This window comes from Methylobacterium endophyticum (assembly GCF_050591105.1).
In the GTDB taxonomy this organism is placed as follows: Bacteria; Pseudomonadota; Alphaproteobacteria; order Rhizobiales; family Beijerinckiaceae; genus Methylobacterium.
Genome location: NZ_JBNHES010000013.1, coordinates 56,246 through 82,211 on the forward strand (window position 1 = coordinate 56,246; position 25,966 = coordinate 82,211).

The 25,966-nt window shown below is 69.9% G+C and carries 25 protein-coding genes and 2 tRNA genes; 15 read left to right on the forward strand and 12 right to left on the reverse strand.

From position 1 onward, the window contains the following. Nucleotides 1–6: 6 nt before the first annotated feature. Genes ACP56T_RS14985 through ACP56T_RS14995 form a run of 3 tightly spaced genes read right to left on the reverse strand, consistent with a single transcriptional unit; the run spans nt 7 to nt 5,167 of the window. On the reverse strand, nt 7–1,830 hold the full coding sequence (locus ACP56T_RS14985) for a hypothetical protein (protein WP_430912934.1): 1,824 nt from the start codon (nt 1,828–1,830) through the stop codon (nt 7–9). Nucleotides 1,831–1,839: 9 nt separating this feature from the next. Further along, entirely contained in the window at nt 1,840–3,717 is a 1,878-nt protein-coding gene (gene flgK, locus ACP56T_RS14990; protein WP_430912935.1) for a flagellar hook-associated protein FlgK, read from the reverse strand. Nucleotides 3,718–3,763: 46 nt separating this feature from the next. Further along, the gene (locus ACP56T_RS14995; protein ID WP_430912936.1) at nt 3,764–5,167 is read right to left on the reverse strand and encodes a flagellar hook protein FlgE; all 1,404 of its coding nucleotides are present in this window, start codon (nt 5,165–5,167) and stop codon (nt 3,764–3,766) included. A gap of 269 nt (nt 5,168–5,436) precedes the next feature. Here ACP56T_RS14995 and ACP56T_RS15000 point away from each other — a divergent pair, with 269 nt between their 5' ends. Continuing rightward, on the forward strand, nt 5,437–5,904 hold the full coding sequence (locus ACP56T_RS15000) for a BLUF domain-containing protein (protein ID WP_430912937.1): 468 nt from the start codon (nt 5,437–5,439) through the stop codon (nt 5,902–5,904). Between the two features lie 26 nt (nt 5,905–5,930). Beyond that, nucleotides 5,931–6,383 (forward strand): response regulator, encoded by a 453-nt coding sequence (locus ACP56T_RS15005; RefSeq protein WP_430912938.1) that lies wholly within the window; start codon nt 5,931–5,933, stop codon nt 6,381–6,383. 19 nt (nt 6,384–6,402) lie between these two features. Here the strand turns inward: ACP56T_RS15005 and ACP56T_RS15010 are convergent, their stop codons facing one another. Next, on the reverse strand, nt 6,403–8,019 hold the full coding sequence (locus ACP56T_RS15010) for a peptide chain release factor 3 (RefSeq protein ID WP_430912939.1): 1,617 nt from the start codon (nt 8,017–8,019) through the stop codon (nt 6,403–6,405). 130 nt (nt 8,020–8,149) lie between these two features. Then, nucleotides 8,150–8,893 (reverse strand): SDR family oxidoreductase, encoded by a 744-nt coding sequence (locus tag ACP56T_RS15015; RefSeq protein WP_430912940.1) that lies wholly within the window; start codon nt 8,891–8,893, stop codon nt 8,150–8,152. A gap of 116 nt (nt 8,894–9,009) precedes the next feature. On the opposite strand from ACP56T_RS15015, the gene ACP56T_RS15020 reads away from it, so the two are divergent. After that, nucleotides 9,010–9,084: transfer RNA gene (locus tag ACP56T_RS15020), tRNA-Gln, on the forward strand. 163 nt (nt 9,085–9,247) lie between these two features. Here ACP56T_RS15020 and ACP56T_RS15025 read toward each other — a convergent pair. Then, nucleotides 9,248–10,198 (reverse strand): MBL fold metallo-hydrolase, encoded by a 951-nt coding sequence (locus tag ACP56T_RS15025; protein WP_430912941.1) that lies wholly within the window; start codon nt 10,196–10,198, stop codon nt 9,248–9,250. A gap of 23 nt (nt 10,199–10,221) precedes the next feature. Then, the gene (locus tag ACP56T_RS15030; RefSeq protein ID WP_430912942.1) at nt 10,222–11,130 is read right to left on the reverse strand and encodes a LysR substrate-binding domain-containing protein; all 909 of its coding nucleotides are present in this window, start codon (nt 11,128–11,130) and stop codon (nt 10,222–10,224) included. 207 nt (nt 11,131–11,337) lie between these two features. On the opposite strand from ACP56T_RS15030, the gene ACP56T_RS15035 reads away from it, so the two are divergent. From ACP56T_RS15035 to ACP56T_RS15065, 7 genes are all read left to right on the forward strand, one after another. Further along, nucleotides 11,338–12,102 (forward strand): ABC transporter ATP-binding protein, encoded by a 765-nt coding sequence (locus ACP56T_RS15035; protein WP_430912943.1) that lies wholly within the window; start codon nt 11,338–11,340, stop codon nt 12,100–12,102. After that, complete coding sequence (locus ACP56T_RS15040) at nt 12,099–12,836, forward strand: ABC transporter ATP-binding protein (protein WP_430912944.1); 738 nt, start codon at nt 12,099–12,101, stop codon at nt 12,834–12,836. Before ACP56T_RS15035 ends, ACP56T_RS15040 begins: the two co-directional genes overlap by 4 nt. Then, a complete protein-coding gene (locus ACP56T_RS15045; protein WP_430912945.1) occupies nt 12,833–13,696 on the forward strand; it encodes a branched-chain amino acid ABC transporter permease in 864 nt (287 codons plus the stop codon). The genes ACP56T_RS15040 and ACP56T_RS15045 overlap by 4 nt, the downstream gene beginning before the upstream one ends. Then, the gene (locus ACP56T_RS15050) at nt 13,693–14,655 is read left to right on the forward strand and encodes a branched-chain amino acid ABC transporter permease (protein WP_430912946.1); all 963 of its coding nucleotides are present in this window, start codon (nt 13,693–13,695) and stop codon (nt 14,653–14,655) included. The genes ACP56T_RS15045 and ACP56T_RS15050 overlap by 4 nt, the downstream gene beginning before the upstream one ends. A 4-nt stretch (nt 14,656–14,659) precedes the next feature. Further along, entirely contained in the window at nt 14,660–15,883 is a 1,224-nt protein-coding gene (locus ACP56T_RS15055) for an ABC transporter substrate-binding protein (RefSeq protein WP_430912947.1), read from the forward strand. 209 nt (nt 15,884–16,092) lie between these two features. Continuing rightward, nucleotides 16,093–17,406, forward strand: coding sequence for an LLM class flavin-dependent oxidoreductase (locus tag ACP56T_RS15060; RefSeq protein ID WP_430912948.1), 1,314 nt, complete (start codon nt 16,093–16,095; stop codon nt 17,404–17,406). A gap of 8 nt (nt 17,407–17,414) precedes the next feature. Then, on the forward strand, nt 17,415–17,927 hold the full coding sequence (locus tag ACP56T_RS15065) for a flavin reductase family protein (protein ID WP_430912949.1): 513 nt from the start codon (nt 17,415–17,417) through the stop codon (nt 17,925–17,927). Nucleotides 17,928–18,362: 435 nt separating this feature from the next. On the opposite strand, the gene ACP56T_RS15070 is transcribed toward ACP56T_RS15065, so the two are convergent. Both ACP56T_RS15070 and ACP56T_RS15075 read right to left on the reverse strand, forming a co-directional pair. Then, nucleotides 18,363–18,438 (reverse strand) — tRNA-Lys (locus ACP56T_RS15070). A gap of 195 nt (nt 18,439–18,633) precedes the next feature. Next, nucleotides 18,634–20,205 carry a 2-isopropylmalate synthase gene (locus ACP56T_RS15075; RefSeq protein ID WP_430912950.1) on the reverse strand — a complete coding sequence of 524 codons (1,572 nt, stop codon included), beginning with the start codon at nt 20,203–20,205 and terminating at the stop codon, nt 18,634–18,636. Nucleotides 20,206–20,702: 497 nt separating this feature from the next. Between ACP56T_RS15075 and ACP56T_RS15080 the strand changes: the two genes are divergently transcribed. The 3 genes from ACP56T_RS15080 to ACP56T_RS15090 all read left to right on the forward strand — a co-directional run bounded on the left by ACP56T_RS15080 (nt 20,703) and on the right by ACP56T_RS15090 (nt 22,067). Continuing rightward, nucleotides 20,703–21,188 (forward strand): SRPBCC family protein, encoded by a 486-nt coding sequence (locus ACP56T_RS15080; RefSeq protein WP_430912951.1) that lies wholly within the window; start codon nt 20,703–20,705, stop codon nt 21,186–21,188. 118 nt (nt 21,189–21,306) lie between these two features. Continuing rightward, complete coding sequence (locus ACP56T_RS15085; RefSeq protein ID WP_430912952.1) at nt 21,307–21,636, forward strand: hypothetical protein; 330 nt, start codon at nt 21,307–21,309, stop codon at nt 21,634–21,636. 47 nt (nt 21,637–21,683) lie between these two features. Next, on the forward strand, nt 21,684–22,067 hold the full coding sequence (locus tag ACP56T_RS15090; protein WP_430912953.1) for a VOC family protein: 384 nt from the start codon (nt 21,684–21,686) through the stop codon (nt 22,065–22,067). On the opposite strand, the gene ACP56T_RS15095 is transcribed toward ACP56T_RS15090, so the two are convergent. From ACP56T_RS15095 to pdxY, 3 genes are read right to left on the reverse strand one after another with little or no spacing between them, the layout of a single operon-like run. Beyond that, nucleotides 22,012–22,761 (reverse strand): NUDIX hydrolase, encoded by a 750-nt coding sequence (locus tag ACP56T_RS15095; RefSeq protein WP_430912954.1) that lies wholly within the window; start codon nt 22,759–22,761, stop codon nt 22,012–22,014. The two genes, ACP56T_RS15090 and ACP56T_RS15095, sit on opposite strands and share 56 nt — an antisense overlap. After that, nucleotides 22,754–23,644 carry a PhzF family phenazine biosynthesis protein gene (locus ACP56T_RS15100; RefSeq protein WP_430912955.1) on the reverse strand — a complete coding sequence of 297 codons (891 nt, stop codon included), beginning with the start codon at nt 23,642–23,644 and terminating at the stop codon, nt 22,754–22,756. The genes ACP56T_RS15095 and ACP56T_RS15100 overlap by 8 nt, the downstream gene beginning before the upstream one ends. A 38-nt stretch (nt 23,645–23,682) precedes the next feature. After that, nucleotides 23,683–24,531, reverse strand: a complete 849-nt coding sequence (gene pdxY, locus ACP56T_RS15105; RefSeq protein ID WP_430912956.1) for a pyridoxal kinase PdxY — start codon at nt 24,529–24,531, stop codon at nt 23,683–23,685. 133 nt (nt 24,532–24,664) lie between these two features. Between pdxY and ACP56T_RS15110 the strand changes: the two genes are divergently transcribed. After that, the gene (locus ACP56T_RS15110) at nt 24,665–25,186 is read left to right on the forward strand and encodes a DedA family protein (protein ID WP_430912957.1); all 522 of its coding nucleotides are present in this window, start codon (nt 24,665–24,667) and stop codon (nt 25,184–25,186) included. Nucleotides 25,187–25,269: 83 nt separating this feature from the next. Next, nucleotides 25,270–25,770, forward strand: a complete 501-nt coding sequence (locus ACP56T_RS15115) for an MmcB family DNA repair protein (protein WP_430912958.1) — start codon at nt 25,270–25,272, stop codon at nt 25,768–25,770. The last annotated feature ends 196 nt before the right edge of the window (nt 25,771–25,966 follow it).

Below are 25,966 nucleotides of genomic sequence, written 5' to 3' on the forward strand. Positions count from 1 at the left end.
CAAGCGTCAGCTCATGTAGTTGACGAGCGACAGCTTCGAGAGCGTGGCGGTGATCTGGTAGCTCGCCTGGAGCCGGTTCTGCACCGCGAGCAGCTTCGTCGCGACCTCCTCCGTGGAGACCGTCTCGACGCCGTCGAGCGACGATTGCAGCGTGGCGCGGGTGCTCGCGTTGAGGGTCTTGGCGTTAGAGAGCGCGCTCGACGCGAGGCTGAAATCCCCCGTGATGTCGTTGAGCCCCGGCGAGCCGGACGCCGTGGTGAGCAGGCTTCCGGCGCGGTCGGCCAGCGCCTTGAAACGGGCGGTGCCGGTGGCGCCGGCGGGGTCGGCCACGGTCTCGACGGCGAGCGCCGCGATGCCGGCGAGCGCCGTGCGGATCGCCGGCTCGTCGGCGCGCGCGCCGATGGAGAGATCCTGGTTGGCGCCGATCCTCACGGTGGCGGTGGAGCGCGCGTCCGTGTCGGAGGCGTCGCCCTGATACCAGATCACGGTGCGGCCCTGCGGCGCCTGCGTGTAATGCGGATTGCCCGAGGCGTCCGTGACGATGCGCTTCGGCTCCTGGCCGGCGGCCGTGGTGCCGTTGAAGAAATCCGCCGAGGCGCGCGCCGTGGAGCTCGCCGAGAGCGTGCCCGAGGCGGCGCTCTTCAGGGAGGTGCCGAGGGCTGTGGCGAGGTTCGCCGCCGTCTCCTCCTTGGTGGCGCCGATGGCGAACTGGCCCGTCGCTCCCGCGTCCGGCGTGGTGCGGGCGGTGAGGGTCACGGTGGTGGTGGTGCCGTCATGCAGGCCCAGCGTCACGGTCACGCTGTCGCCGTTAGAGGGCTGCGCGGTCAGGCCGATCTGGTAGGCGGCCGGGGTTCCGCCCGAGAAGGTCGCGGTGAGCGCGGGCGGGTTCGCGCTCTGCACCCCGGCGACGGTGCCCGGCGCCACCAGCGCGGCGAGCGCGGCGCTCGCGGCGGCCCCGTCCGCCGTGACGGGGAAGCTGTCGGTGGAGCCGGCCGGCGGGTTGGCGCGGGTCGTCAGGTCGAGGGTCTTCTGGCTGCCGTCGGGCTGGTTGACCGTGACGCGGAAGCTCTGCCCGTCCGTGGGCGCGTGGTCGAGGGTGACGGCGGGCTGGGTCGAGGCCGAGCTCTGGGTGATCGCGAACACGCTGCTCGTCGCGGTCGGCGTCTTGGGGAGGGTGAAGCCGAAATTCGCGCGGATCTCGCCGGTGGGGTCGCTGGCGGACGTCTCCTCGCTCAGGGAGAGAATGGCGGAACCGGCGGCGGGCGCGGTGACGCTCAGGCGGCCGTTGCCGGCGGTACCGAGATCGGCCGCCTTCTGCTCGACGACGAGCTTGGCCAGCCCGTCGAGCCCCTTGCCGGCGTCGCCGTTGAGGATCGTGGCGCTGTCGAGCACCGGCTGGGTGTCGGTGGTCCGGCCGCTGAACAGGTACTGCCCCGCCGAGTTCTGGTTCAGGGAGTCGATGGCCGCCGAGAGGCTGTTGGTGGCGAGCTGGCCGCTCGCGGAGGCGTTGGTGCCGTTGAGCAGGCTGTTGGCCAGGTTCTTCTGCATGGTCGAGCTCAGCGACGTGACCTGCTGGAGGCTCGCGGCGGCCAGGCTGACGCGGGTGTTCGCCCCCGTGATCGCGGCGTCGTAGCCGTCGAGGGCGCTGAGCGTGGCATGCGCGCTGAGGCTCGTCGTGCGGCCGGCGCCGAGACCGCCATAGGTCTCCGCCGCCCGGCCGCTGGCGAGCTGGGTCGTCAGGGTGTCGAGCTGGCTCTTGAGGGTGAGCAGGCTGTCGGTGGTGCGGTTCGTCCGGTAGCTGCCGGCGGCGAAGGTCGAGATCGTGCTCATGATGATCCCTCAGATCCGCAGCAGGGTGTCGAGCATGTCGCGCGCCGCCGTCAGCACGCGGGCATTGGCGCTATAGGCCGTCTGCAACTCGATGAGCCGCGACATCTCCTCGTCGATGTTGACGCCCGCGCTCGCCGAGAAGCGCCCCTGCGCCGTGGCGAGCGCGACGCTCTGGCCCTCGTCGAGGCTCTGCGCCGAGGAGGCGGCCGCGCCTTGCGCCGCGATGACGTCCTGCGCGAAGCCGACGACGCTCGTCGAGTAAGGCGCCTGGATGCCGCCGATGCCGCTCGTCGAGGAGAAGGTCTGCTGGCCGCTGGTCAGGGCGTCGTAGAGGAATTGCGGCCGGGTGGAATCCGGCGTGGAGCTGCCGGCGCTGCCGGCGGAGAGCACCGCGCTCTTGCCCACCACCGCCGGGTTGACCGCGAGGCGCTGGGCGAGGCCCGTGATCTGCGCGGTTCCGTCGAGGGAGCCGGTGATCAGCGTGTTGCCCGAGCCGTCCACGAAGAGGGGAAGCTGCGGGAAGGCCGTCGAGAGGTCGCTCGCGGAGGTCGGCACGGTGATGCCGGCGCTGGCGCCCGTGACGGTGGTGGTGCCGGCGCCCGCCAGCGTGACCGTCGCGCCGCTGCCCGTGGCGGTGAGGGTCGGCACGGGCGAGACGCCCGCCGTGGTCAGCCGCCCCGAGAGCGCGCCGAGCGCCTCCTGGATCTTGGCCGCGTAGGTCGCCGGACCGCCGGAGATGTCGAAGGTCTGGGCGTAGCCCGAGGAATCCGTCGTCAGCGACGGATCGACGCCGGCGGTGGCTTTGTTCGAGGCGACGAGGGTGACATTGCGGACCGTGCCGTTCACGCTCACCGGAACGGTGATGGCGTTGCCCGCCTGGATGCCCGAGAGGTCGATGGCGTAGCCGCTGCCGCTCTGGGTGCCGGTGACGGTCTTGTCGGTGAGCGAGCGGGCGAGCCCCGAGGCGAGATCGTCGAGCTGGCGCTGGGCCTGGGGCAGCACCGTGTCGCGCAGCTCGAACTCGGCCGCGATGGAGCCCGAGCGCAGCACGCCCGGCTCGCCGAGATCGATGGTGCCGCCGCCCGGCGTCGTCGCCAGGACGGTGCCGACGGTCCGCTGCGACGGATCTGACGAGTAGGACGAGGCAGGGTTGAGCTGGCCGCGCCCGTCGAAGGAGAGGACCGCCGCCTTGCCCCGGTCGACGAGCGTCACCCCGGAGCCCGTCAGCACGGTCACGGTGCCGTCCCGCTGGGCGACGGTCTGAACGTCGAAATAGCCGGAGAGCTGCGTGATCTGCTGGTCGCGCTGGTCGAGCAGGTCGGCCCGGGCGGCGTCGTCGCTGGTGCTCTGGATCTTCACGTTCAGGCCGGCGATGGAGGAGAGCAGGTTGCTCGCCTCCTTGGTCTGCGTGCCGAGCCGCGTCTCGGAGCCCGAGCGCAGGTCCTGCACGCTGCCGGCGATGCTGCCGATGCGTGTCGCGAGGCTGGAGGCGGCGTTGAGCGCCACGGTGCGCGCCGTCGACTGCGTCGGGTTCGCCGCGAGGTTCTGGAGGGACTCCGTGAACGTGTTGAGCAGCCCGTCGAGGGCGGTCGAGTCGCCGGGCGTGCCGTAGAGCTTGTCGAGCTGGGAGATCACGTCCGACTTGGTGGAGGTGTAGGAGGCGCCCGCCGTCTCGAGGCGCAACTGCTTCAGGGCCGCGTCGTCGAAGCTGCGGGTGATCGTGCCGGTGGCGACGCCGGCATTGCCGATGCCCGAGGAGACGCTGGTGAGCGTGCGCTTGACGTAGCCGGCGGTGCCGGCGTTCGCCACGTTCTGCGATACGATGCCGATGGCGGCCTGCGTCGCCGCGAGCCCGGCATTGGCCGTGCTGAGCGCGTTCAAGGACATGGCATGCCTCCCAGGCTATCCGGATCGGGACCGCGATCTGCGGCCGTCAGCGGATCACGTTGAGCAGGTCGGACATCATCGTCTGCGCGGTCGACATGACGCGCGTGTTCGCTGAGTACGCCTGCTGGGTTACGATCATCTTAGAGAACTCGCTCGCGATGTCGGTATTCGATTGCTCGACGTTGCTGCCGACCACGGTGGTGCCGTTGAGGCCCGTCAGCGCGTTGCCGGAATCGAGGGTCTGGCGGAAGTTGCCGCCCGATTCCTGCTTCAGCCCGTCCGGGTTGATGAAGCGGACGATGCCGACATTGGCGATGGCGAGGCTGGAGCCGTTGGAATAGGCGCCGACGATCTTGCCGTCGGTGGAGACCGAGACGCTGTTGAGCGAACCCGCCGCGTAGCCGTCCTGGGTCAGCGCGTTGGTGGTCACGCTGCCCGAGGAGGTCGCGTACTGGGTCAGCGCGTTCTTGCCGAGGTTGAGCGTGATGTCGCCGACCGTGGTGCCGTCGACGGTCAGCGACGGGATCGTCACGGACGACACCCCGGTGGAGGCGTTCACCGCCGGCGAGGTGAGCTGGCCCGAGGAATCGAAGGCGAAGGCGGTGCCGGTGTTCGTCCAGGCGGTCGAGCCGCCCACCACGTCGCTCTTGGCGGCGTAGTACAGGTTCCAGACCGCCGGCTGGCTCGCCGAGGCGTAGTCCTGCACCTTGGCCCAGCGCGTCGTCACCGAGACCGGGGCGCCGCTCGCGGTGTAGGCGGTGAGCGAGGGGCCGACGACGCTGTGGTCGATGAAGTCGGAGGCGCTCGCCGCCGTCACCTGGAGGCCGGTCGCCGTGGTCGAGGTGTCCGTCGTGACCGAGGTCGAGGCGTTGGTCGGCGCGTAGAGCGCGCTTCCGCCGGTGGCCGTGGCGTTGGTGGTGGGCGTGCGCGGCAGGTTGGCGTTGTAGGTGATCGCGGTGGTCTGCTTGGCCGGCAGCGTGCCGTTGTTGATCTTGATCGGGCCGGAGCTCGCGGTCTGGCCGGTCACGGGGTCGAGGTTGTCGCCCAGCAGGTAGCTGCCGGCGCCGTTGACGAGGTAGCCGTCCTTGTCGACGGTGAAGTCGCCGCGCCGCGTGTAGAGGTTGGAGCCGTTGAAGACCGGCTGCCCGTTGGCGTCGCCGCTCTTCGTCTGCACGGTGAAGAAGCCGTCGCCGTTCAGCGCCATGTTCGTGGGCACGTTGGTGGCGGTGATGTTGCCCTGGATGCTGTTGGAGAGCTGGGACTGCGCCAGCACCGTGCCCGAGACCTCGTGCTTGGGCGTCTGCTCGGCGATCAGGTCGACGAAGCTTGTGTCGATGCGCTTGAAGCCGGTGGTCTGGGAATTGGCGATGTTCCCGGAGATGTTGTCGATGGCGTAGGACTGCGCCTTCAACCCGGTTACGGCCGTCTGAAGCGCGGTGAAGATGTCCATGGCTGCGGTCCCGGCTCGGATGCGACGGGCGCCCCGCGACGGGGGACGCCTCCCGGCCTTCCGGGCGCAACCGGCATGCCAGGGCCAAGTCATTGAGATCGTTGAGGTCGGTCCGGGCCGCCCGGCAGGTTCTCGCCGATCGGCCCGGCCCACCCGGCAGCTTCTGCCGCGTGGGATATGTGCCGCGCGGGGTGTGGGAGGTCCCGTTTACGGGCCGTTATACCGCTGCACGCTAGGGTCGCGTCACGAGGCGCTGGAACGATGCGATCATGCGACCGAAGCGGACGAGTCTCGTCCACCTGATCTACTTCTCGCGTCTGGCGCTGTCGTCCGACCCGCAGCTGCGCTCCAGCCAGCTCGGCGACATCACTCGCCAGGCCCAGAAGAAGAACGAGTTCGCCGTGATCACGAGCTTCATGATCGTGGAGCAGAATTTCGCCGGCCAGATCATCGAGGGCGAGCGCCAGCAGATCCACGACACCTTCGCCCGCATCGCCGAGGATCCGCGCCACCGCGACGTGCAGATCTGCGAATGGCGCGAGATCGCCAAGCGCGAATTCGTGAACTCCTTCAAGATCGCCGTGCGCTCGTCCGCCACCGAGACCCAGTTCGCCAAGGCCAACCTGCTGCCGAGCTTCCAGCGCGGCACGCCGAAGGCCGGTGCCATCCACGCCCTCGCCCTCGCCCTGCAAGCCGACGCCATGTCGAAGCAGGGCATCGATCACCTCTTCGTCTGAAACCCGTCGCGGAAGCCGGCCGGACCATGAGCGACACGCCACCGATCCTCGTCGTCGACGATCAGGAGAAGCTCCTCAAGCTGGTCATCATGCTGATGAACCGGCTCGGCTTCCCCGAGGTCGAGGGCGTGTCGAGCGCCATGGACGCCCTCGATAAGCTGCGCGAGCGGCGCTATGCCCTCGTCATCTCCGATCTCGACATGGAGCCCCTCGACGGCATCGCCCTGCTGCGCGAGATCCGCGCCGACGAGGCGCTGGCGAACACGCCCTTCATCCTCACGGAATCGTCCTTCACCTTCGAGGACATCACCATGGCCCACCAGGCCGGGGCGGATGCCTTCATCCTCAAGCCGTTCGACATGAACGTGCTCAAGGTGAAGCTGAAGCAGGTGCTCAACCGCAAGCCCAGGAAGCGCGAGGCCCCCGCCACCACGGAATCGACCCTGAGCGTCGATTTCCCGATGCTCGGCAAGTTCTGAACCGTATACCGCACGCCACTCAGGGCGCGCGCTTCTGGTAGTCCTTCACGTCGGTGAAGCGGACCTCCGGCCAGCGCTCCTCCTCGTAGCGCAGCGAGAAGGCGGTGGTCGCCATGAACACCGGCGCCCCATCGAGGTCGCGCGCCATGGACGAGCCGTGCTGGCCGACGAACTTGTCGAGCTCGACTTCCTTGTCCGCCTCGATCCAGCGGCAGACCGTGAAGCGGGTGGCGTCGTAGTCCACGGGCAGGCCGTATTCCGCCTGGAGGCGCTCCTTCAGCACGTCGAGCTGGAGCGCGCCGACCACGCCGACGATGGCCTGAGAGCCGTCGTCGGGGATGAAGACCTGGACCACGCCCTCCTCGCCCATCTGCTGGAGCGCCTCGCGCAGCTTCTTGGCCTTCATCGCGTCGGTGAGCTTCACCCGGCGCAGCAGCTCGGGGGCGAAGCTCGGCACCCCGCGAAACACGATCTCCTCGCCCTCGGTGAGGGTATCGCCGATGCGCAAGGTCCCGTGGTTCGGGATGCCGACCACGTCGCCGGCGAAGGCTTCGTCGGCGATGGCGCGGTCCTGCGCGAAGAAGAACTGCGGCGCGGTGAGCGAGATCGGCTTGCCGGTGCGCACCAGCCGCGCCTTCATTCCCCTGTTCAGCCTGCCGGAACAGACCCGCATGAAGGCGATGCGGTCCCGGTGGTTGGGGTCCATGTTCGCCTGGATCTTGAAGACGAAGCCGGTCATCTTCGGCTCGGTCGGCTCGACGAGGCGCTTGTCGGAATCCTGCCCGCGCGGGGGCGGGGCGAAGCGGGCGAGCCCGTCGATGAGGTCGCGCACGCCGAAGTTGCGCAAGGCGCTGCCGAAGAAGACCGGTGTCAGGTGGCCCTCGCGGAAGGCTGCGAGATCGAAGCTCTTGAGCCCGCCCTCGGCGAGCTCCGCTTCCTCCCGCCAGCCGTCGGCCTCGCCGTTCTCGGTGAGCAGCCTGTCGAAGAGCGGGTCGTCGAGCCCCGAGACCGCTACCGTGCCGGCATCGTCCGCGGCATCCAGCCGGCGCACGCGGTTGGCCCCGAGCTCGTAGGTGCCGGCGAAGTTGCGGCCCCGGCCGATGGGCCAGGTGACGGGGGCGACGTCGAGCGCCAGCGTCTTCTCGATCTCGTCCAGGAGTTCGAACGGGTCGCGGGCCTCGCGGTCGAGCTTGTTCACGAAGGTGACGATCGGGATGTCGCGCAGGCGGCAGACCTCGAAAAGCTTTCGCGTGCGCGCCTCGATGCCCTTCGCCGCGTCGATCACCATCACGGCGGAATCCACCGCCGTCAGCGTGCGGTAGGTGTCCTCCGAGAAGTCCTCGTGGCCGGGGGTATCGAGCAGGTTGAAGACGCAGTCGCCGTACTCGAAGGTCATCACCGAGGTGACGACCGAGATGCCGCGCTCCTTCTCGATGCCCATCCAGTCGGAGCGGGTCGAGACGCGGTTGCGCTTGGCCTTCACCTCGCCGGCAAGCTGGATCGCGCCGCCGAACAGCAGCAGCTTCTCGGTGAGCGTGGTCTTGCCGGCGTCCGGGTGGGAGATGATCGCGAAGGTGCGCCGCCGCGCCACCGGGTCGGCGGCGGCCTCGCGCTTGGTTTCGGTCTGCATCAGCATGGCGGTCGCCCTGCCCGCGGTCCGGTCGCGCGGGCATCCGTCTCTAGGAACTGTCAGGAGCGGGCGCCGCCGGGGCGCCCGCCGTGCCTTGTAGGCGGATCGCGCCGCATTGGCAAAGCCGCCCGTCCGCTCAGCCCCGGCCGATATAGGGCATGGCGGTGGCCATCACGGTCATGAACTGCACGTTGGCCGAGAGCGGCAGCCCGGCCATGTAGACCACCGCGTCGGCGACGTGGCGGGCGTCCATCACCGGCTCCGGCTTCATCGAGCCGTCCGCCTGACGCGCTCCCGTCGCGAAGGCGCGGGTCATGTCGGTCTCGGCGTTGCCGATGTCGATCTGGCCGCAGGCGATGCCGTGGGCGCGGCCGTCGAGGGAGGTGGAGCGGGTCAACCCGGTGATGGCGTGCTTCGTGGCGGTGTAGGGCGCCGAGTTCGGGCGCGGCACCTGCGCCGCGAGGGAGCCGTTGTTGATGATGCGCCCGCCCTTCGGGCTCTGCGCCTTCATTATCCGAAAGGCTTCCCGCGTGCACAGGAAGGCGCCCGTCAGGTTGGTGTCGAGGCTGCGCCGCCAATCCTCGATGGCGATCTCGTCGACGGGCGCGGAGGGCGTGAACACGCCTGCGTTGTTGAACAGCACGTCGAGCCGGCCGAACGCCTGTTCGACGCGGGCGAACAGCGCCGCGACGGAGGCCGGATCGGTGACGTCGGCGGCGACGGGAAGCGCCCCGCCGCCGATCTCGCCGGCCAGCGTTTCCAGCGGCTCGCGCCGCCTGCCGGCGAGCACCACGGCGTAGCCGGCCCCGCCGAGCCCCAGGGCCACCGCCCGGCCGACGCCGGAGCCGGCCCCCGTCACGATCGCCACGGGCTTGCCCATACCGTCCCCCGTCCTTGTCCCGATGGCCGCCGACGCCGCGAGGCCAGGGCGCACAGCCTACCCCGCCGGCTGTTGCCTCGACCAGCGCCGCCGTCTAGACAACGCACGGCCTCCGGTGGGGCGTCGCCAAGCGGTAAGGCAACGGTTTTTGGTACCGTCATTCCCAGGTTCGAATCCTGGCGCCCCAGCCAAGCCAATAAGTCTCTGATCTAATTCGTCTATTCGGTGTTCTGACATCCCTATGGTCCCGCCGGGCCACGGAGATGGCGGCCGTGGAGGACGCCATCGGGCTCGCCAATTGCCGCCCTGCTGCGCGTGTCGCCACCCAACCTCATCGAGGGGCTCTGAGAGGAGCTACGGCTTGCGTCGCAGGTCCGTCTTGTCGAAAGCGACGTGACGTCCGAAGCAGACGACGCGATTGCGCTGCTGCCTGACAAAGGCGGGATCCAGCCGGAACGAGCCGCTCTCGGTCCAGATGGAATCTTCCCTGCCATTGACCCAGTCATCGGGCGGCAGGAGCGTCGAGCTGTGTGTCGTCACGTCACTGATGCCGTAGTGATGCGGCACGATGAGCCGCGCGGCGAGCTTCGCGGCGACGGCGTCCGCCTGCGCATGGCTCAGGACGTGCTGCGAGCCGTCTACCGGCAGGAGCAGGACGTCGATCTCTCCAAGCTGTGTCCATACGTGCTCCGGAGGATTCGGGCGGTTGTCGCCCCAGTGCAGGATGCGCAGACCCGCCACCTCGACAAGCAGGAGGCAGTTGTCGAACGAGCGCCAGTTGTCGGGCGGTGAGGTCTTCACCGCGGTGAGCCGCCGCGTCGTCTCCGCCCAATCGTAGGCATTGTGCGTGCTGTCGCAGACGTGCTTGTCGGCAATGCCGGTGATGCGGACGCCGGCGAATTCGTAGGTGCCGATGAGCCTGTCGAGGACCGTGTGCGCGCTCACCCGGTGGACGCCGTCATGGTCGAAGTGAGCATGCGTGGACAAGGCGACGTCCACGGCGATGGACGGGAAGTCGTGGAGAAACCAATCCCCGTTTCCCCATGGCGGATTGCGCCACGGATCGATCAACAGGGTCAGGCCGGACGGGGCGGTGATCCTGAAGGCGGAGCCGCCGAAATAGCTCAGCTCGACATGACCGTCGTGTGGCGGCGGGTCGCCGGCTTGCTCCTGCAAGGCGATCATGTGGTTGTGGTTCTCGGGCTGGCGCCAGGCCCAGAGTCCCTCCTTCGACCTGTCCGTCATCTCGCTGCCGCCTCGTCTCGCTGCCTCGGCCGAAGCCCGGCTGCCGTGGGTCGAACGCATGCGGAGCTCTCCGGCGTGCCGGGTCAGACCGCGTCCGGCGCGTCGGGACCTGAACCGACACGTTCCCCGAGATCGCGGGCGATGTGCGAGGCGAGGTGATCGGCGGCCGAGGAGCGGCCCGGCTGACGCTGCCACAGCATCAGGTCCACATCCGGCATCGGCGGCAAGCCGTCGGCGCGGCCGAGCTGGCGCAGCCCGGCGACGTCGACGCTCTGCGCCAAGACGATCACCGCCGCGTCGGCGAGCGCCATGGCCTGGAGCCCGGCGATGCTTTCCGAGACGCAGGCGATCCGCCACGCGATCCCCGCCCGATCGAGCGCTGCGAGCGCGTGGTCCCGGTAGAGGTTGCCTTCGGGCAGCATGGCGATCGGCATCGGATCGCGCCTATGGGCCGAGCCCCCCTCCGCTCCGAGCCAGACCAGACGCTCCCGACGCAGCAGGGTGATGCTGGGAATGCGGGGGTGCACGTCCGGCATCCGCGTGGCGAGCGCCACGTCGATGTCCCCTTCCTCCATCGCCTGCGCCACCTGCCGGCTGAGGGTGCAGCGCACCGTGACCTCGACCGCCGGATAGGCGGCCTGGAAGCGCGCCAGGGTCCGGGGCAGCAGGAAGGCGGCGTACAGGTCGGGGCATCCGAGCACGACGCGGCCCGAGACCGCATCGGACAGGAGATGCGCGCGAGCCTCGTCGTGCAGGTCGAGGAGGCGGCGGGCATAGGTCAGCAGGGTCTCGCCCTGCGCCGTGAGCCTGGGGCGCCGCAGATCGGACTCGAAGATGGGGCGGCCGACGAGCTGCTCGAGCCGGTTCAGCTGGAGGCTGATCGCCGGCTGGGTTCTGTGCAGGCGCTGCGCGACCCGCGTGACGCTGCGCTCCTCCGCCAGCAGCACGAACGTCTTCAGCAGCGAAAGGTCCAAGAGGTGCGGATGCGTCATAAGCCAGACTTTGCCTGAGGCAAAACATTATAAATTTGTATGTCGGTCCGGTGAAGCGTAGTTTTCGCAGGGATAGGATAGAGCGAGCGCAGATAATTTGCATGATTTGACCCAATATGATGCAGTCATGCACGATAAATAAGCATGCGGCATCGCGGTCCGCTTGACGTTCTAGATCGATTCCATGGGCACGGGAGCGCATCCGGCGTGACGACGGCGATCGAGATTCGGGAGATCGGGAAGGCGTATGGCGGCGCCGCCGCGCTCGACGGCTGCTCCCTCGCCATCGAGGCCGGCTGCGTGACCGGGATCATCGGCCCGAACGGGGCCGGCAAGACGACGCTGCTCAACGTGCTCTGCGGCCTGGTGGCCCCGGATTCCGGGGAGATCCTGTTCCGCGGCGTCCCGATCACCGGGCTGCCCTCGCACATCGTCGCGGCGCGTGGGATCGTGCGCACATTCCAGATCGTGCGCGATCTCGCCGGTCTCACGGTCCTCGAGACCCTGCTTCTCGCGCCAAGTGCCCAGATCGGCGAGACCATCGTCGGCGCGCTGTTCCGCCGGGGCGCCGTCGAGGCCCAGGAGCGTGCGCGCGCGGTCCGGGCCCGTGGCCTGCTCGAACGGATCGGGTTGTGGCGCCTCGCGGACGCGCCGGCCGGATCCCTGTCCGGCGGGCAGAAGAAGCTCCTCGAACTGGCCCGCGCATTGATGCTCGAGCCGGCGGTCCTGTGCCTGGACGAGCCGGCCGCCGGCGTCTCGCCGCCGCTGCTCGACGCGATCATCGACCTGATCCGCGAACTGCGCCGGGCGGGCCTCACGATCATCGTCGTGGAGCACGACATGCATCTCATCCGCGAAGTCTGCGATCATATCCACGTCCTGGCGGAGGGGCGCCCCCTGGTGTCCGGGACCTTCGCCGACGTGACAGCGGATGCCCGCGTCGTCGACGCCTATCTCGGGCTGGCGGCGTGAGCGGCGCGCCGGCCATTCCCGCCCTCGCGGTCCGCGGCCTGCGTGCCGGATACGGGCGCGGCGGAGACATCCTGCGCGGCATCGACCTCGATCAGCGGCCCGAGACGATCCTCGCGGTGATCGGCCCCAACGGCTCCGGCAAATCGACCTTCGTGAAGACGCTCGCCGGGCTCCTGCGGCCCCGCGAGGGCTCGATCGGCATCACCGGGCGCGACGTGACGGGATTGTCGGCGGCGCGCCGCGTGGCGGCCGGCGTCGCCTATGTGCCTCAGGAGAAGAACGTCTTCGCCACGCTCACCGTGCGCGAGAACATGCAGCTCGCCACCGAGTTCCTCCGCCGCCGCGCCGGCACGGGGCGCGAGCAGGAGGAGCGCGTCCTCGCGCTGTTCCCCGAGCTCGCGGGCCGGGGCCGCACGCTGGCGGGAAATCTCTCCGGCGGCCAACGGCAGATGGTCGCCATCGCCTGCGCCCTGCTCGCGAATCCCGAGGTGCTGCTCCTCGACGAGCCCTCCGCCGGGCTGTCGCCGCGCTTCGTCTCCGAGACGATGGAAGCCATCGTCCGGGTCCGGGAAGCAGGCACCACGATCGTCCTGGTCGAGCAGAACGTGCAGGCGGCCCTGCGCATCGCCGACGCGGTGATGGTGCTGGTCGCCGGGCGCAAGAGCCTGGAGGCGCCGGCCGGGCAAGTCCGGCAGGCCGACCTCGCCGACCTGTTCTTCGCGAGGGCCGCATGATCGGTCAGCTTCTGCTCAACGGCGCCGTGAGCGGCCTCCTCCTGGCCCTGCCCGCACTGGCGGTCAGCCTGACCTTCGGCATCCTCAAGTTCCCGAATTTCGCGGTCGGCGGCAGCCTCACCCTCGGCGCCTATGCCGGCTGGGTCTTCAACACGCAGTTCGGCTTCCAGATCGCGGCGGCCGCGCTTCTCGCGGCGGCCACCGTCGCCCTGGTCAGCGTCCTCCTCGACATCGCCGTGTTCGGTCGGCTGCGCGAGCAGGGCTCGATCGCCCTGATGGTCGCGTCGATGGGCGTTTCCCTGATCCTGGAGAACCTGTGCCGCTTCGTCTTCGGCAACGCGACGCGCAGCCTCGACGTCGAGGTGGCGCGGCCCCTGCGCTGGGCGGGCCTGCGCATCAGCCACGAGCAGATCGTCACCGCGTCGGCGGTGCTCTGCTGCCTCGTCCTGCTCCATCTCGTGCTGCGCGCGACGCCCCTGGGCCGAGCGATGCGCGCGGTGGCCGACAACCCGACGCTCGCCTCGGTGCGCGGCATCGAGCGCGAGGCGATCGTGCGGCTCACATGGGCGATCATCGGTCTCCTGACGGGGCTCGCCGGGGTCCTCGCCGCCATCGATCGCGCCGTCGAGCCGCTGGTCGGCTGGAGCTACCAGATCCCGGTTTTCGCCGCCGCGATCCTCGGGGGGCTCGGCAGCCCGCTCGGGGCGGTCCTCGGCGCCCTCGCGGTCGGGCTGTCCGAGGAACTGGCGACCCTCGTGGTGCCGACGAGCTATCGCCAGGTGGTCAGCTTCGCCGTGATCCTCCTGCTTCTCCTCGTGCGCAGCCAGGGTCTCCTCGGTGCGCGGGCGGTGCGCAAATGACGGCCTATCTCGTCACCATCCTGGTCATCGTCGCGATCGCGATCCTTGTCGGGCTGGCCTTGAACTTCCAGTGGGGCTGCGCCGGCCTGGTCAATTTCGGTGTCGTCGGCTTCGTCGCCCTGGGGGCCTACACGACGGCGCTGCTGACGCCGGTGGTGGGCTGGTTCGCGGCGATGCTGGCGGCGGCGGCCTTGAGCGCGTTGCTCAGCGTCGTCCTCGCCCTGCTGTCCATCCGCCTCGCCGACGACTATCTCGCCATCGTCACGTTGGGGTTCGGCGAGGCGGTGCGCCTCGTGCTGCTCAACGAGGACTGGCTGACAGGCGGCGCGCTCGGCATCGCGGGCATACCGAGGCCCTTCGCCGGCCTGGTCGCGCCGGAGCACGCGGACCTCGCCCTTCTCGGTTTCGCCGTGGCGCTCGTCGGCATCGTCTATCTCACCCTCGAGGCCCTGGTGCGCTCGCCCTTCGGCCGGGTGCTGCGGGCCCTGCGCGACGACCCGGTGGTGGCCGCCTCCCTCGCCAAGCCCGTCCTGATCCTGCGGATCAAGGCTTTCGCGGTGGGCGGCGCGACGATGGGGCTCGCGGGCGCCATGCACGCCTTCTACATGACCTATATCGATCCCTCGCAATTCACGGCGATCACGACCTCGTACGCCTTCATGGCGGTGATCGCGGGCGGCCGCGGCTCCAATACCGGCCTGATGATCGGCGCCGGGACGATCATGCTGCTCCTCGAAGGGACGCGGTTCCTCAAGGATCTCATCCCGGCGCTCGACGGATCCCAGATCGCGGCCCTGCGCCTGGGCGGTGTCGGAGTCGGCATCGTGCTGCTCCTGCTGCTGCGGCCGCAAGGCCTCCTGCGCGAGCCTCAGCGCAAGGCCGCGTCCCTGCTCGGCGAGCCCGATCTCGCCGATATGGCCGATCCGAGCCTGCCCCCCTCCCACCCCCAGGAGATCTGAGACCGTGGCTCTTCCCATCTTGAACCGTCGCCATCTCCTCGCCGGGCTGGGTGTCGCCCCCCTCGCGATCCGGTCCGTAGGAGGCGCTGCGGCGCAGGGAGCGGATATCCCGCTCGGCTTCGTCATCCCCTTCACGGGCGCCACGGGCCCCTACGGCCCCGACATGAAGAAGGCGGCCGACCTCGCGACGAAGACCATCAACGATGCCGGCGGCATCCTGGGCGGCCGCAAGCTCAAGCTGTTCATCGAGGACGAGGAGACCAGCGCGACGGCGAGCGTCACGGCCACGCGCAAGCTGCTCGAGGTGAACCGGGTGGAGATGGTCGGCGGCTTCTGGGGCAGCCCGCCCGCGCTCGCCGCCAAGCCGCTTATCGTCGGCGCCAACAAGGTGCAGATGGTCTCGGCCGCCGCCCCCGCGATCACCGAGGGCGAGACAAAGAATCTCGTCTACCGCTTCCAGGCGAAGAGCACGCAATGGGGCCCGGCCGGCGCCAAGATCCTCAAGGATCTCGGCGTGAGGAAGGTCGCCCTGCTCGCCCAGCAGAACCCTTTCATCGTGGCGATGATCGAGCCGTTCAAGGCCGAGATGGCCAAGCTCGGCGGCACCGTGACCGATGTCGTCATGTACACCCCGGATCAGGCGTCCTACCGCGCCGAGGTTCAGAAGGCGTTCGGGCCGGAGCCGGAGGCGGTGTTCGTCCTCGCGCTCCTCACCGACATGGTGGCGATCGCCAAGGAGATCTATCGCGGCGGCTTCCGCTCCAAGGTGCTGGCCCTCGGCACCGGCGCCGATGCCGATGGCGCCTTCCTGAGGAGCGTCAGCCCGGAGGTGGCCGAGGGCATCCATCACTTGCAGCCCGCCCCGCCCCTCAACGCCGCCTCCTACAAGAAGTTCGTCAAGGCGATGGGCGCTCCCGACGGCACCGTCTTTCTCTTCGCCGGGAACATGTACGATCAGGTCTGCGTGACCGCCCTCGCCATGGAGCATGCCAAGAGCACGGACGCACCGGTCTGGGCGAAGTCGATCCGGGCGGTCTGCAACCCGCCGGGCGACGACATCGACGATATCGCCACGGCGCTCGAACGCGTCCGCCTCGGCCACGACATCAACTACGTGGGTGCCGGAGCCACCTGCGATTTCAACGATCAGGGCGATCAGCTCAACCGCTCCTTCCTCCATCAGGTGATCGAGGGCGGGAAGAACCGGATCGTCGGCGTCCTCAGCTAGTTCCGGACGCCGGAGCGCACTCCGCCGAGGTGGATGCCGGTTCGGCGGGGTACGCGGCACGACAAGAGCTCGGAGACGCCCATCCGCCGCGAGGCGATCGGAGGCGGCTCCGGGAGACGAATTCCAAGCCGATCGGTCGACGGCACGGGCGGTTGCTTCCGCCCATGCGCAGCCCGCGCATGCCCGACAGACGAGACGCGGAGGGGACCATGCCCAACAAGACCATGCATCTATGCGGCTTCATGAATGCCGGGCCGGTCGTGCACAGCCACGCCCTGTGGCGCAACCCGCGTCACGAGACGCCTTTTCTCAGTCTCCGGCATTATGTCGAGATCGCGCAGATCCTCGAACGCGGCCGGTTCGACCTGATGTTCTTCGCGGACAGGCTCGCCATCGCCGACCGGTATGGCGACAGCCATGTGGTCGGCATTCGGCACGGCGACCAGGACGCGACGCGGCTCGACCCGCTGCCGATCCTCGGGGCAGCGTCCGCCATGACGCATCATATCGGGCTCGGCGCGACCCGTTCGACGACCTACGCGTCGCCTTACGGCGTCGCGCGGGAATTCGCGACCCTCGACCACATCTCCAGCGGCCGGGCCGCGTGGAACGTCGTCACCTCGATGAACGACGGCGAGGCGCTCAACTTCGGCAACGTGCAGCATCTCGGCCACGACGAGCGCTACGACCGCGCCGACGAGTTCATGGATGTCGCCTTCAAGCTCTGGGACAGTTGGGAGCCGGACGCCCTCGTCCTCGACCGGGAGCGCGGCATCTACGCCGACCCGGCCAAGGTCCACCATATCAACCACGAAGGCGCGTGGTTCCGTTCGCGCGGCCCGCTGAACATTCCGCGCTCGCCGCAAGGGCGGCCGGTCATCATCCAGGCCGGCTCGTCCGGGCGCGGCAAGGCCTTCGCCGCACGCTGGTCCGAGGTCATCTTCGCCCTTCAGCCGAACGTCGAGCGGATGCGGGTCTTCAAGGCCGACGTCGCGGCGAGCCTTGCCGCGCAGGGGCGTCCGCCGAATGCGACCAAGGTGATGATGGCGGTCATGCCCTTCATCGCGCAAAGCCGCGCCGAGGCGGAAGATCTCCGCGACCTCCACGATTCCCTGGTCGATCCCCTCGTCGGCCTGTCGACCCTCGCGGGCCACGCCAATGCCGACCTCTCGACCCTGCCGCTCGATGCGAACGTCGAATCGATCCAGGCCTCGGGGAGCCAGGGCAACCTCGCGGCCCTGAAGAGCATCGCGGCGGGCGAGCCGATCACCATCGGCGACGCGGGGCGCATCTACGGTCGCGGGGTGATGTGCCCGCGCCTCGTCGGGACCGCGCAGGACATCGCCGACGAGCTCGCCGACATTCTGCACAGCGGAGCCGCGGACGGCTTCGTGATCTCCCCGGCCTTCCTGCCCGACACGTTCGCCGACTTCGTGGATCAGGTCGTCCCCCTGTTGCAGGCCCGCGGGCTCGTCCGGCGCGACTACGCCGGCGCCACCCTGCGCGATCATCTCGCCGAGTGAGGCGCGCCATGACGGCCCCACCCGATGCCGGCACCGCGCTGCCCGACCTCCCGAGCGTGAGCGAGGCCGCCTTCAAGGCGGCGATGCGCGCGCTGGCCTCCACCGTCTGCATCGTCACGAGCCGCCATGGCGGCGAGGCGAACGGCATGACGGCGACGGCCGTATCCAGCGTGGCGGCCGCTCCCCCGACGGTCCTGGTCGCCGTCAACCGCAACAACCATTCGCACGCGCTCATTCGCGACGGGGCCTGCTTCGCCCTGAACATTCTGTCTGCCGACCAAGACGGGCTCGCCATGCGGTTCGCGATGCGGGCGCCGCAGCCTTTCGCCACCGTCGCCTTCAGCGAGGGCGTGACCGGATGTCCCCTCATCGAGGGCTGCGGGACGGTGCTCGAATGCGTGCTCGCATCGTCCCTCGATGTGGCGACGCACACCATCTTCATCGGCCGGGTCGTCGCGTCCCGCTGGTCCGGCGAATTGCCGCTGCTCTATCGGGACGGTCAGTTCGGCACGATGCGCTGACATCGGCCGATGGTTCAGTCCAACGGACGCCATCGTGCCGATGCGGGGCTTGTCCTCGGCGCGCGCCGCTCTCCGCTGACGACGACCGGCCTGCCAGGGGCGCCTGCCAGAGGCGCTTGATCCGATTGGGGGTATGAGGTCCGCCCGTTCCTGTCGATCTGCACGGGCGGCGAGCGGACGCTCCGATAGCAACCCGATGCGCCCGGCCGCCCGCCGCCTGCCCGTCGCGCAGCCGCGGCCCATCTCGGAAGTCAGCGTCTCCCAGGGCATCCCCGAGCGCGGTAGGGACAGGGATGCCGGTCGGCGCTCACAGGCTTTCATGCCCGCGATGAGCGCGCGCAAGCCATGTCTGTCCGAGGCTGTATCGGCCCGCACGGACAGTCCGTGCCAGGCCCGAGGGCCGCCTCAATTTTCAGGCTAAGTCATTGGAATGATTGGTGGGCGCACTAGGGTTCGAACCTAGGACCCGCTGATTAAGAGTCAGCTGCTCTACCAACTGAGCTATGCGCCCGATCGCCGGAGCGATCGCCGGGCGGCCACCAAGTCCGCCCGTGAGGAGGCGGCTGATAGCAAGGGGTTTCGGGGGTGTCCACCCCCTAGGCCCAGCTTTTTCGCCGCCTCCTTCACAATCGTGTCGTCCAGGCATCGTTCTCCGCGGCAAGCATGCCGGCCCCGATCGCGGATCGGGACCGGCGTGCGAAAAAAACTACTCGGCGGCGACGTGCTGCGCGTGGAGGCGCACGGCCTGGGCCGAGAGCTTGTTCAGGGCCGAGAGATAGGCCTTGGCGGACGCCACCAGCGTGTCGGGGTCGGCGCCGCGCGCCGTGACGCTGCGCTCGCCGGCCTTGAGGCGCACGGAGACCTCGGCCTGCGCGTCCGTGCCCTCCGTGACCGCGTGGACCTGATAGAGCTCGAGCTGCGCCTCGTGCGGGACCAGCGCCTTGATGCAGTTGAACACCGCGTCCACGGGGCCGTTGCCGTCCGCCTCCTCTGTGAAGAAGCGGCCCTCCATGTCGATCTTCATGGTGGCGCGCTGCGGGCCGCGCGTGCCCGCGATCACCGAGAGCGAGACCAGCTTGATGCGGTCGCGCGCCGTGGCGAGGTTCTCGTCGACCAGCGCCTCGATGTCCTCGTCGTAGACATGCTTCTTGCGGTCGGCGAGCGCCTTGAAGCGCTCGAACACGTCCTGCATCTGGTTGTCGCTCAAGGAGAGGCCCAGCTCGGCGAGCTTGGTGCGGAACGCCGCCCGTCCCGAGTGCTTGCCCATCACCAGCGAGGTCTTGCTGACGCCGACCGATTCCGGGGTCATGATCTCGTAGGTCTCGGTATGCTTGAGCATGCCGTCCTGGTGGATGCCGCTCTCGTGGGCGAAGGCGTTCCGGCCGACGATGGCCTTGTTGTACTGCACGGGGAAGTTCGTCGCGTGGCTGACGAGCTTCGAGGCGCGGGTGAGCATCGTGGTCTCGATGCCGGTCTCGAAGGGCATGACGTCGCCGCGGGTGCGGATCGCCATGATGATCTCCTCCAAGGCCGCGTTGCCGGCCCGCTCGCCGATGCCGTTGACGGTGCACTCCACCTGCCGCGCGCCACCCTCGACGCCGGCGAGCGAGTTGGCGATGGCCAGCCCGAGATCGTTGTGACAATGCACCGAGAAGACCGCCTTGTCGGAATCCGTCACGCGCTCGCGCACCGCCTCGAACATGGCGCGGTACTCGCCCGGCGTGGCGTAGCCCACCGTATCGGGCAGGTTGATGGTGGTGGCGCCCGCCCGGATCGCGGCCTCGACGCAGCGGCAGAGATAGTCGACGGGCGTGCGGGTCGCGTCCATGGCCGACCATTCCACGTCCTCCACGAGGTCGCGGGCCTGGGCCACGGTCTTGAGGATGATCTCCAGGACCTCGTCCTGGCTCTTGCGCATCTGGTGCGCGAGATGGATCGGCGAGGTCGAGACGAAGGTGTGGATGCGTCCGCGCTGCGCCTGCCGCACGGCCTCGCCGGCACGGGCGATGTCGGCGGGGATGGCACGGGCGAGCCCCGCGATCACGGCGCGCTTCGAGCGGCGGGCGATCTCGGAAACGGCCTCGAAATCCCCGTTCGAGGCGATGGGAAAGCCCGCCTCGATGATGTCCACGCCCATGCTGTCGAGCAGCTCGGCGACGGCGAGCTTCTCGTCCAGCGTCATGGTCGCGCCGGGGCATTGCTCGCCGTCGCGCAAGGTGGTGTCGAAGATGAGAACCCGGTCCTTGGCGGTGCTGCCGGTGGCGGTGGTGCTGGTCATTGTCCTGAACCCTGTCGCGGCGCGGGCGTCCCGCTTGTCGTCGAGCGGTCGCGGATGGCGCCTCATGAGCCTGTCGTGATGGCGGCGCGATCCCCTGAGAGCCCAGGCGCTCGCGCCCGGACGGCCCTCAGGGGCGGGTAAGGAGAAGGCCGGACAGGAGCGCGCGCGCGGACGCCGCCGCGGTCGCGGCCGTCGTCGTCACGGGCATTGAGCCGGCATAGGCCACGGCTCGTCTCTCCTCAGGGCGGGCGGCGATCTCGCCGGCGCGCGTCTCGTCTATGGCACTAGCTATCGCCGGCGGCGCCGAAACACAAGTGCGGCCCCGGACGACGCCCGGAATCGAGCGGACGCCCGGACACGGGCTCATTTCGCGGCCGGCCCATTGCCGTGCTTCGCGCACAGCCTACTTGCCACGCGCCCGCCAAGGGCCGCCCGCGCCGTGCCATCCGCGCGGCGCGACGACAGAGATCGATCGGACCAAGGGAGAACCGTCCGCCATGTTCCCGACCTTCGCACGCATCCTCGTCCTGCCCGGCCTCGCCCTCGTGGCGACGACGCTGCCGGGCCATGCCATCGAGGTGGCGAAGTCCGCCGCCGTGGCGGCGCTGCCGGCCAAGGTCTGGCAGACCGTCGGCGACTTCTGCGGCATCGGCACCTGGCACCCAGCGGTTGAGAAGTGCGTCGTCTCGCAGAAGGACGGCAAGACCCTGCGCACGCTGAGCCTCAAGGGCGGCGGCACCATCGTGGAGGAGCAGGTCTCGCGCGACGACAAGGTGATGACCTACACCTACGCCATCGTCGAGAGCCCGCTGCCGGTCTCCGACTATACCTCGACCCTCTCGGTGTCGCCGAGCGACTCCGGCTCGAAGCTCGACTGGAAGGGCAGCTTCAAGGCCAAGGGCGCGCCCGACAGCGTCGCCACCGACGTGATCTCGGGCATCTACGACGCCGGCCTCAAGGGCATCGCCGACAAGGCGAAATAGCGCCCCTCCGGCGTCACGCCGCCGCCGCGGATGCGACCGCGGCGGCGATTGACCCCATGCCGCCCGATGGCGCAGAAATCCCCGCCCGGCCGAGCTCGGCCGCGAGGGAGAAGCATCCGTGCCCTTCGTTCGTTCATGCGTCGCCGGCCTCGCCTGCCTCGGGTTGGCGCTGCTCGGCGCCTGCCAGCAGAAGGCCGCCGCTCCGGTCGCCGTCGCCGCCGCGCCCGCGCCGGTGGTGATCCCGCCGGACGGGCCGGGATGCGGGGCGGCCATCGCCCGCACGCAGGCCGTGGTCGACAGCGACGTGGCGACCGGGAACCTCAACACTCCCGTCGGCACCCGCTTCAGCGCCGACCTGTCGAAGGCTCGGGCCGCCTGCGAGGGGGGCCGCGATGGCGAGGCGCTGTCGCTGCTGGCCTCCGCCAAGGCGCGTTACGGCTATCGGTGACGGGTCCGTCCCGGCACCTTCAGATAGACGAGGATCGGGGGGCGGATATGGACGAGCGTCTGACGGCGATCCTGCCCTGTAACGATCTCGACGCGGCGGAGGCGTTCTTCGCGCGGCTCGGCTTCCGCCGCGACGAGGGCAGTCCCGACGCCTACCGGCTGCTCTCCGACGGGCATGGCGGCAGGCTGCATCTGAACCCGGCCGTCGAAGGCTGGCTGGAGCCCGGCCGCAACCCGTTCGGGCTCTATCTGTACCGGAAGGACGTGGACGCGCTGGCGGCCGCCTTCGCCGGCGAGATCATCGAGCGCGAGGGGCCTAGCGACAAGCCCTGGGGCATGTACGAGTTCGCCCTCAACGGCCCGGACGACGTGCTGGTCAGGGTCGGCTGGCCGACCGAGCTGCGGGCGACGTCGGCCCGAAGGCATCCCTGAGGAAGGCACGCACATAGCCCGGCATCCGCTCCGGCTCGATCTCGGCGATGCCGCGCACGATGACGATCCCGGACAGTTCGGGCGGGTCCTCCGCCGCGAGATGGCGCTCCATCCGCTCGCGCAACGCCAGAGCCGGTTCCGGGAAGCGGACCGGGCGCAGGAAGGCGAGATGCCCCTCGCCGCGCAGAAGCACCCAGGATTCCGGGGCGCCCGGCGGCAGGCTCACCCCCGTCTCCTCGAGGAGCTCGCGGGCGGCGCTCCCCGAAAGGTCGACCGTCGTGCCCGTCAGGTCGTCGCGGTCGGGCGTGCCGCAGGCGAAATAGACCTGTCCGGCATTGGCCGTGTGCGGGGCCATCTCGCCGAGCAGGACGCCGCCATCGGCACCGAACGGGGCGATGGCCGCGAAGGCGTTGGCGACGCTCCCGTCGGGGAAGCCGAGGTCGCGATGGGCGATGAAGGCCGAATAGCGGGTCTCGAACAGGTCGACGCGGCACCCCCCGTCCGCGATCTCGCAGGCGCAGGCCAGAAAGACCGGCCCGTCGAAGAGCGCCGGCTGCGCCGCGCGCCGCCGCTCCCAATGGCGCGCGATCCTGTCCGCGTTGGTCCTCGCCCAGGTCCAGTCGTGCGGGACGAGCCGGGCGCGGATCCGGCTGAGCCGGGTGAGGACGTAGCCCTCGGCCGAAGGCTCAGACAAGCAGCACGCCCTCGGCGACGACCACCGCCCCGCCGCCGATCTCGACGGAATCGAGGGCGCCCTCGCGGATGACGAGCTGGAGGTCGATGTCGCTCGGACGCCCCATGGCGACGCCCTGGGCGATGGCGACGTCGTGCGTGCCGTTGCCGAGCGCCTCGAACTGCATCATCACCCCCGCGAAGGCCGCCGCCGCCGAGCCCGTCGCCGGGTCCTCCGGCATGCCGAGATGCGGGGCGAACATGCGCGCCTGGAAGCGATGCCCGAGCCCCTCCGGGTCCGCCGCGTAGACGTAGAGCGCGTCGCCGCCCGCGAACCGCGCCAGATCGAGGCGCACCGCGTCGAGCTTTTCGCGGGAGGCGACGGGCACGAAGGTGAAGGGCACGCCGGCCGAATGCCGGCTCGGGAGATGACGCGCGGAGCCGATATCCTCCGTCGACAGGCCGAGCATGGCGGCGAGCGCAGCGGCCGTGGGGGCCTCGCCGAGATAGTCCGGCAGCAGCGGCGCCTTGAAGCGGGCCCGTCCGCGCCCGTCGGCGGCTTCCGCCACGCAGGGCACCGTGCCGGCGTCCTCCTCCAGGCCGAACGCGATGGCGTCGGCCCGGCCCGCGCGCGAATCCTCCAGCGCTAGCAGCACGGCGGCGCCGAGGGTCGGGTGGCCGGCAAAGGGCAATTCGCGGGTCGGCGTGAAGATGCGCAGCCTCGCCCGGTGGCGCGCGTTCTCGGGCGGCAGCACGAACACCGTCTCCGAGAGGTTGAACTCCCGCGCGATCCTCTGCATCGCCGCCCCGTCGAGCCCCTTCGCGTCGAGGACCACGGCGAGCGGGTTCCCGGCAAGCGCCTCCTGCGTGAACACGTCGAGGGTGACGAAGCGGCGTCGGGCCATCGTGGGGGTTCCGTCCGTGGGGAAGAGGCGAGGCGGGTCTACACGCTCTCGACGGGGAAGGTCTCGCTCGGCGACACGAACTCGTCCTGCGCCTCCACCGTGAGGATCTCGCGCGAGCCGGCTTCCGCCGTCCGCCGCAGCAGGCCGTAGACGGAGGCTGCCGCCATGCCGAGGGCCAGCGCCGCCGAGCCGGTACGGGCGTAGTGCACGAAGAACAGCGCGGCGACGGCATCGCCAGAGCCGTTCACGTCGAGATCGAGGCGCGGGGTGCGCACCCGCCAGAACTCGCCGTCCTCCGCCGCCAGCATATCGATGCGGTCGGGGGGAGTCTCGTCGGTGGCAAAGGATGTCACCAGCACCACGCGCGGCCCCCTGGCGTGGAGCCCCGCGACGGCCGCCTTCGCTTCGTCGAGGGTGGCGCACGGGCTGCCGGCGAGGAAGGCCAGCTCGAAATGGTTCGGCGTGACGATGTCGGCCGCCGGCACCGCGTGGTCGCGCATGAATTCGGGGATGCCGGGGCGCACGTAGCAGCCGCAGCCGGTGTCGCCCATCACCGGGTCGCAGCAATAGAGCGCGTCCGGGTTCAGCGCGCGCACCGAGGCGACGGCGCGCAGGATCGCGGTGCCGATATCGGCCGAGCCCATATAGCCCGAGAGCACCCCGTCGCAGGTGCCGAGCACCCCGCGCTCGCCGATGCCCTGCACCACCTCCTCGACGGCCGGTCCGTCGAACACCCGGCCCCGCCAGGCGCCGTAGCCGGTGTGGTTGGAGAACTGCACCGTGTGCACCGGCCAGACATCGACGCCGAGCCGCTGCATCGGGAAGACGGCCGAGGCGTTGCCGACATGCCCGTAGGCGACGTGAGACTGGATCGACAGGATCTTCACCACGGGCCTCCCAGGCGCGGAGCATCGCCGATGCCTGTTAGCGCCTAACCGTCCCCGGCGCATCCGCGTAAGCGCCTTGCCGGACGGGGCAGGGGCCGCCACATCGGGCGGGCATCACCCGTATAAGGACCCGATGGACCTCGACACCCTGCGCACCGCGACCCTCGGGTTCGTGGAGGCCCACAAGGCATGGGCGCCGCTGATCGCGGGCGCGCTCGCCTTCTGCGAATCCGTGGCCTTCCTGTCGCTGCTGGTGCCCGCCACGGTGATCCTCGTCGGCATCGGCGCGTTGGTGGGCGCCGCCGGCCTGCCGTTCTGGCCCGTCGTGGCGGCGGCGGCGGCGGGGGCCGCGCTCGGCGACTGGCTCTCCTACGAGTTCGGCCGCCATTACAAGGACGGCGCCCGGCGGATGTGGCCGATGCGGCGCTTCCCCCGTCTCGTGGCGCGGGGCGAGCGCTTCCTCGCCCGCTGGGGCGCGGCCTCGGTGGCGGTGGGCCGCTTCTTCGGGCCGGCGCGGGCCGTGGTGCCGCTCATCGCCGGCATGTTCGGGGTGGCGCGCCTGCCCTTCCAGATCGCCAACCTCGCCTCGGCCGTGGTCTGGGCCTTCGTCCTGCTCGCGCCCGGCGCCGGGCTCGTGGAGTGGCTGAAGGGCTGACGGCGCGCCATCCCGCGCGGCAGGTGACAAGCCCGGCCCGACCTGATTCCATGGCGTCTCGCCGCGCGAATCCGAGCCGTCCCTTGTCCGCAGCCGTCGCCTTCTCCGCCCCGGCCTTCGCTCCGCTTCCGGCCGACGGGCGCCAGTCCGCCCGCGCGCTGAGCGTCCAGCGCGGGGTGCGCCGCCTGTTCGCGGAGCTCGGATCCGTCACCATCCCCGAGTTCGGCCTCGCCAACGGGCGGCGGGCGGACGTGATCGCGCTCGCCGCCTGCGGGCGGCTCACCATCGTGGAGATCAAGTCGAGCGTCGCGGATTTCCGGGCCGACCGGAAATGGCCTGACTACCGCGACTATTGCGACCGCTTCTTCTTCGCGATCCCGCCGGATCTGGCCCCGGAGATCATCCCGCAGGAGGCCGGCCTCATGGTCGCCGACGCCTTCGGCGGCGCCGTCCTGCGCGAGGCCGGCGAGCACCCCCTGAGCGGCGCCCGCCGCAAGGCGGTGACGCTGCGCTTCGCCCATTCCGCCGCGCGCCTGCTGCACGCCCTCGCCGACCCCGGCGCCATCCGCGAGGGAGCGCTTTAGGGCGGGGATCCGCTCGGTGCTCCTCTCCCGGTCGTGGAGACAGGCAGGCATGAACTTCCGCCTCAAGATCGACTATCAGGGCTGACTCCGGGCGACGTCGCCGAGCGCTTCACCAAGACGGGCCCTGCGGGGGAGGGGAGCCTTTCGCGACGGTGGCGATCGCGGTCCGCAGCCTCGGCGCCGCGTGATCCACGAA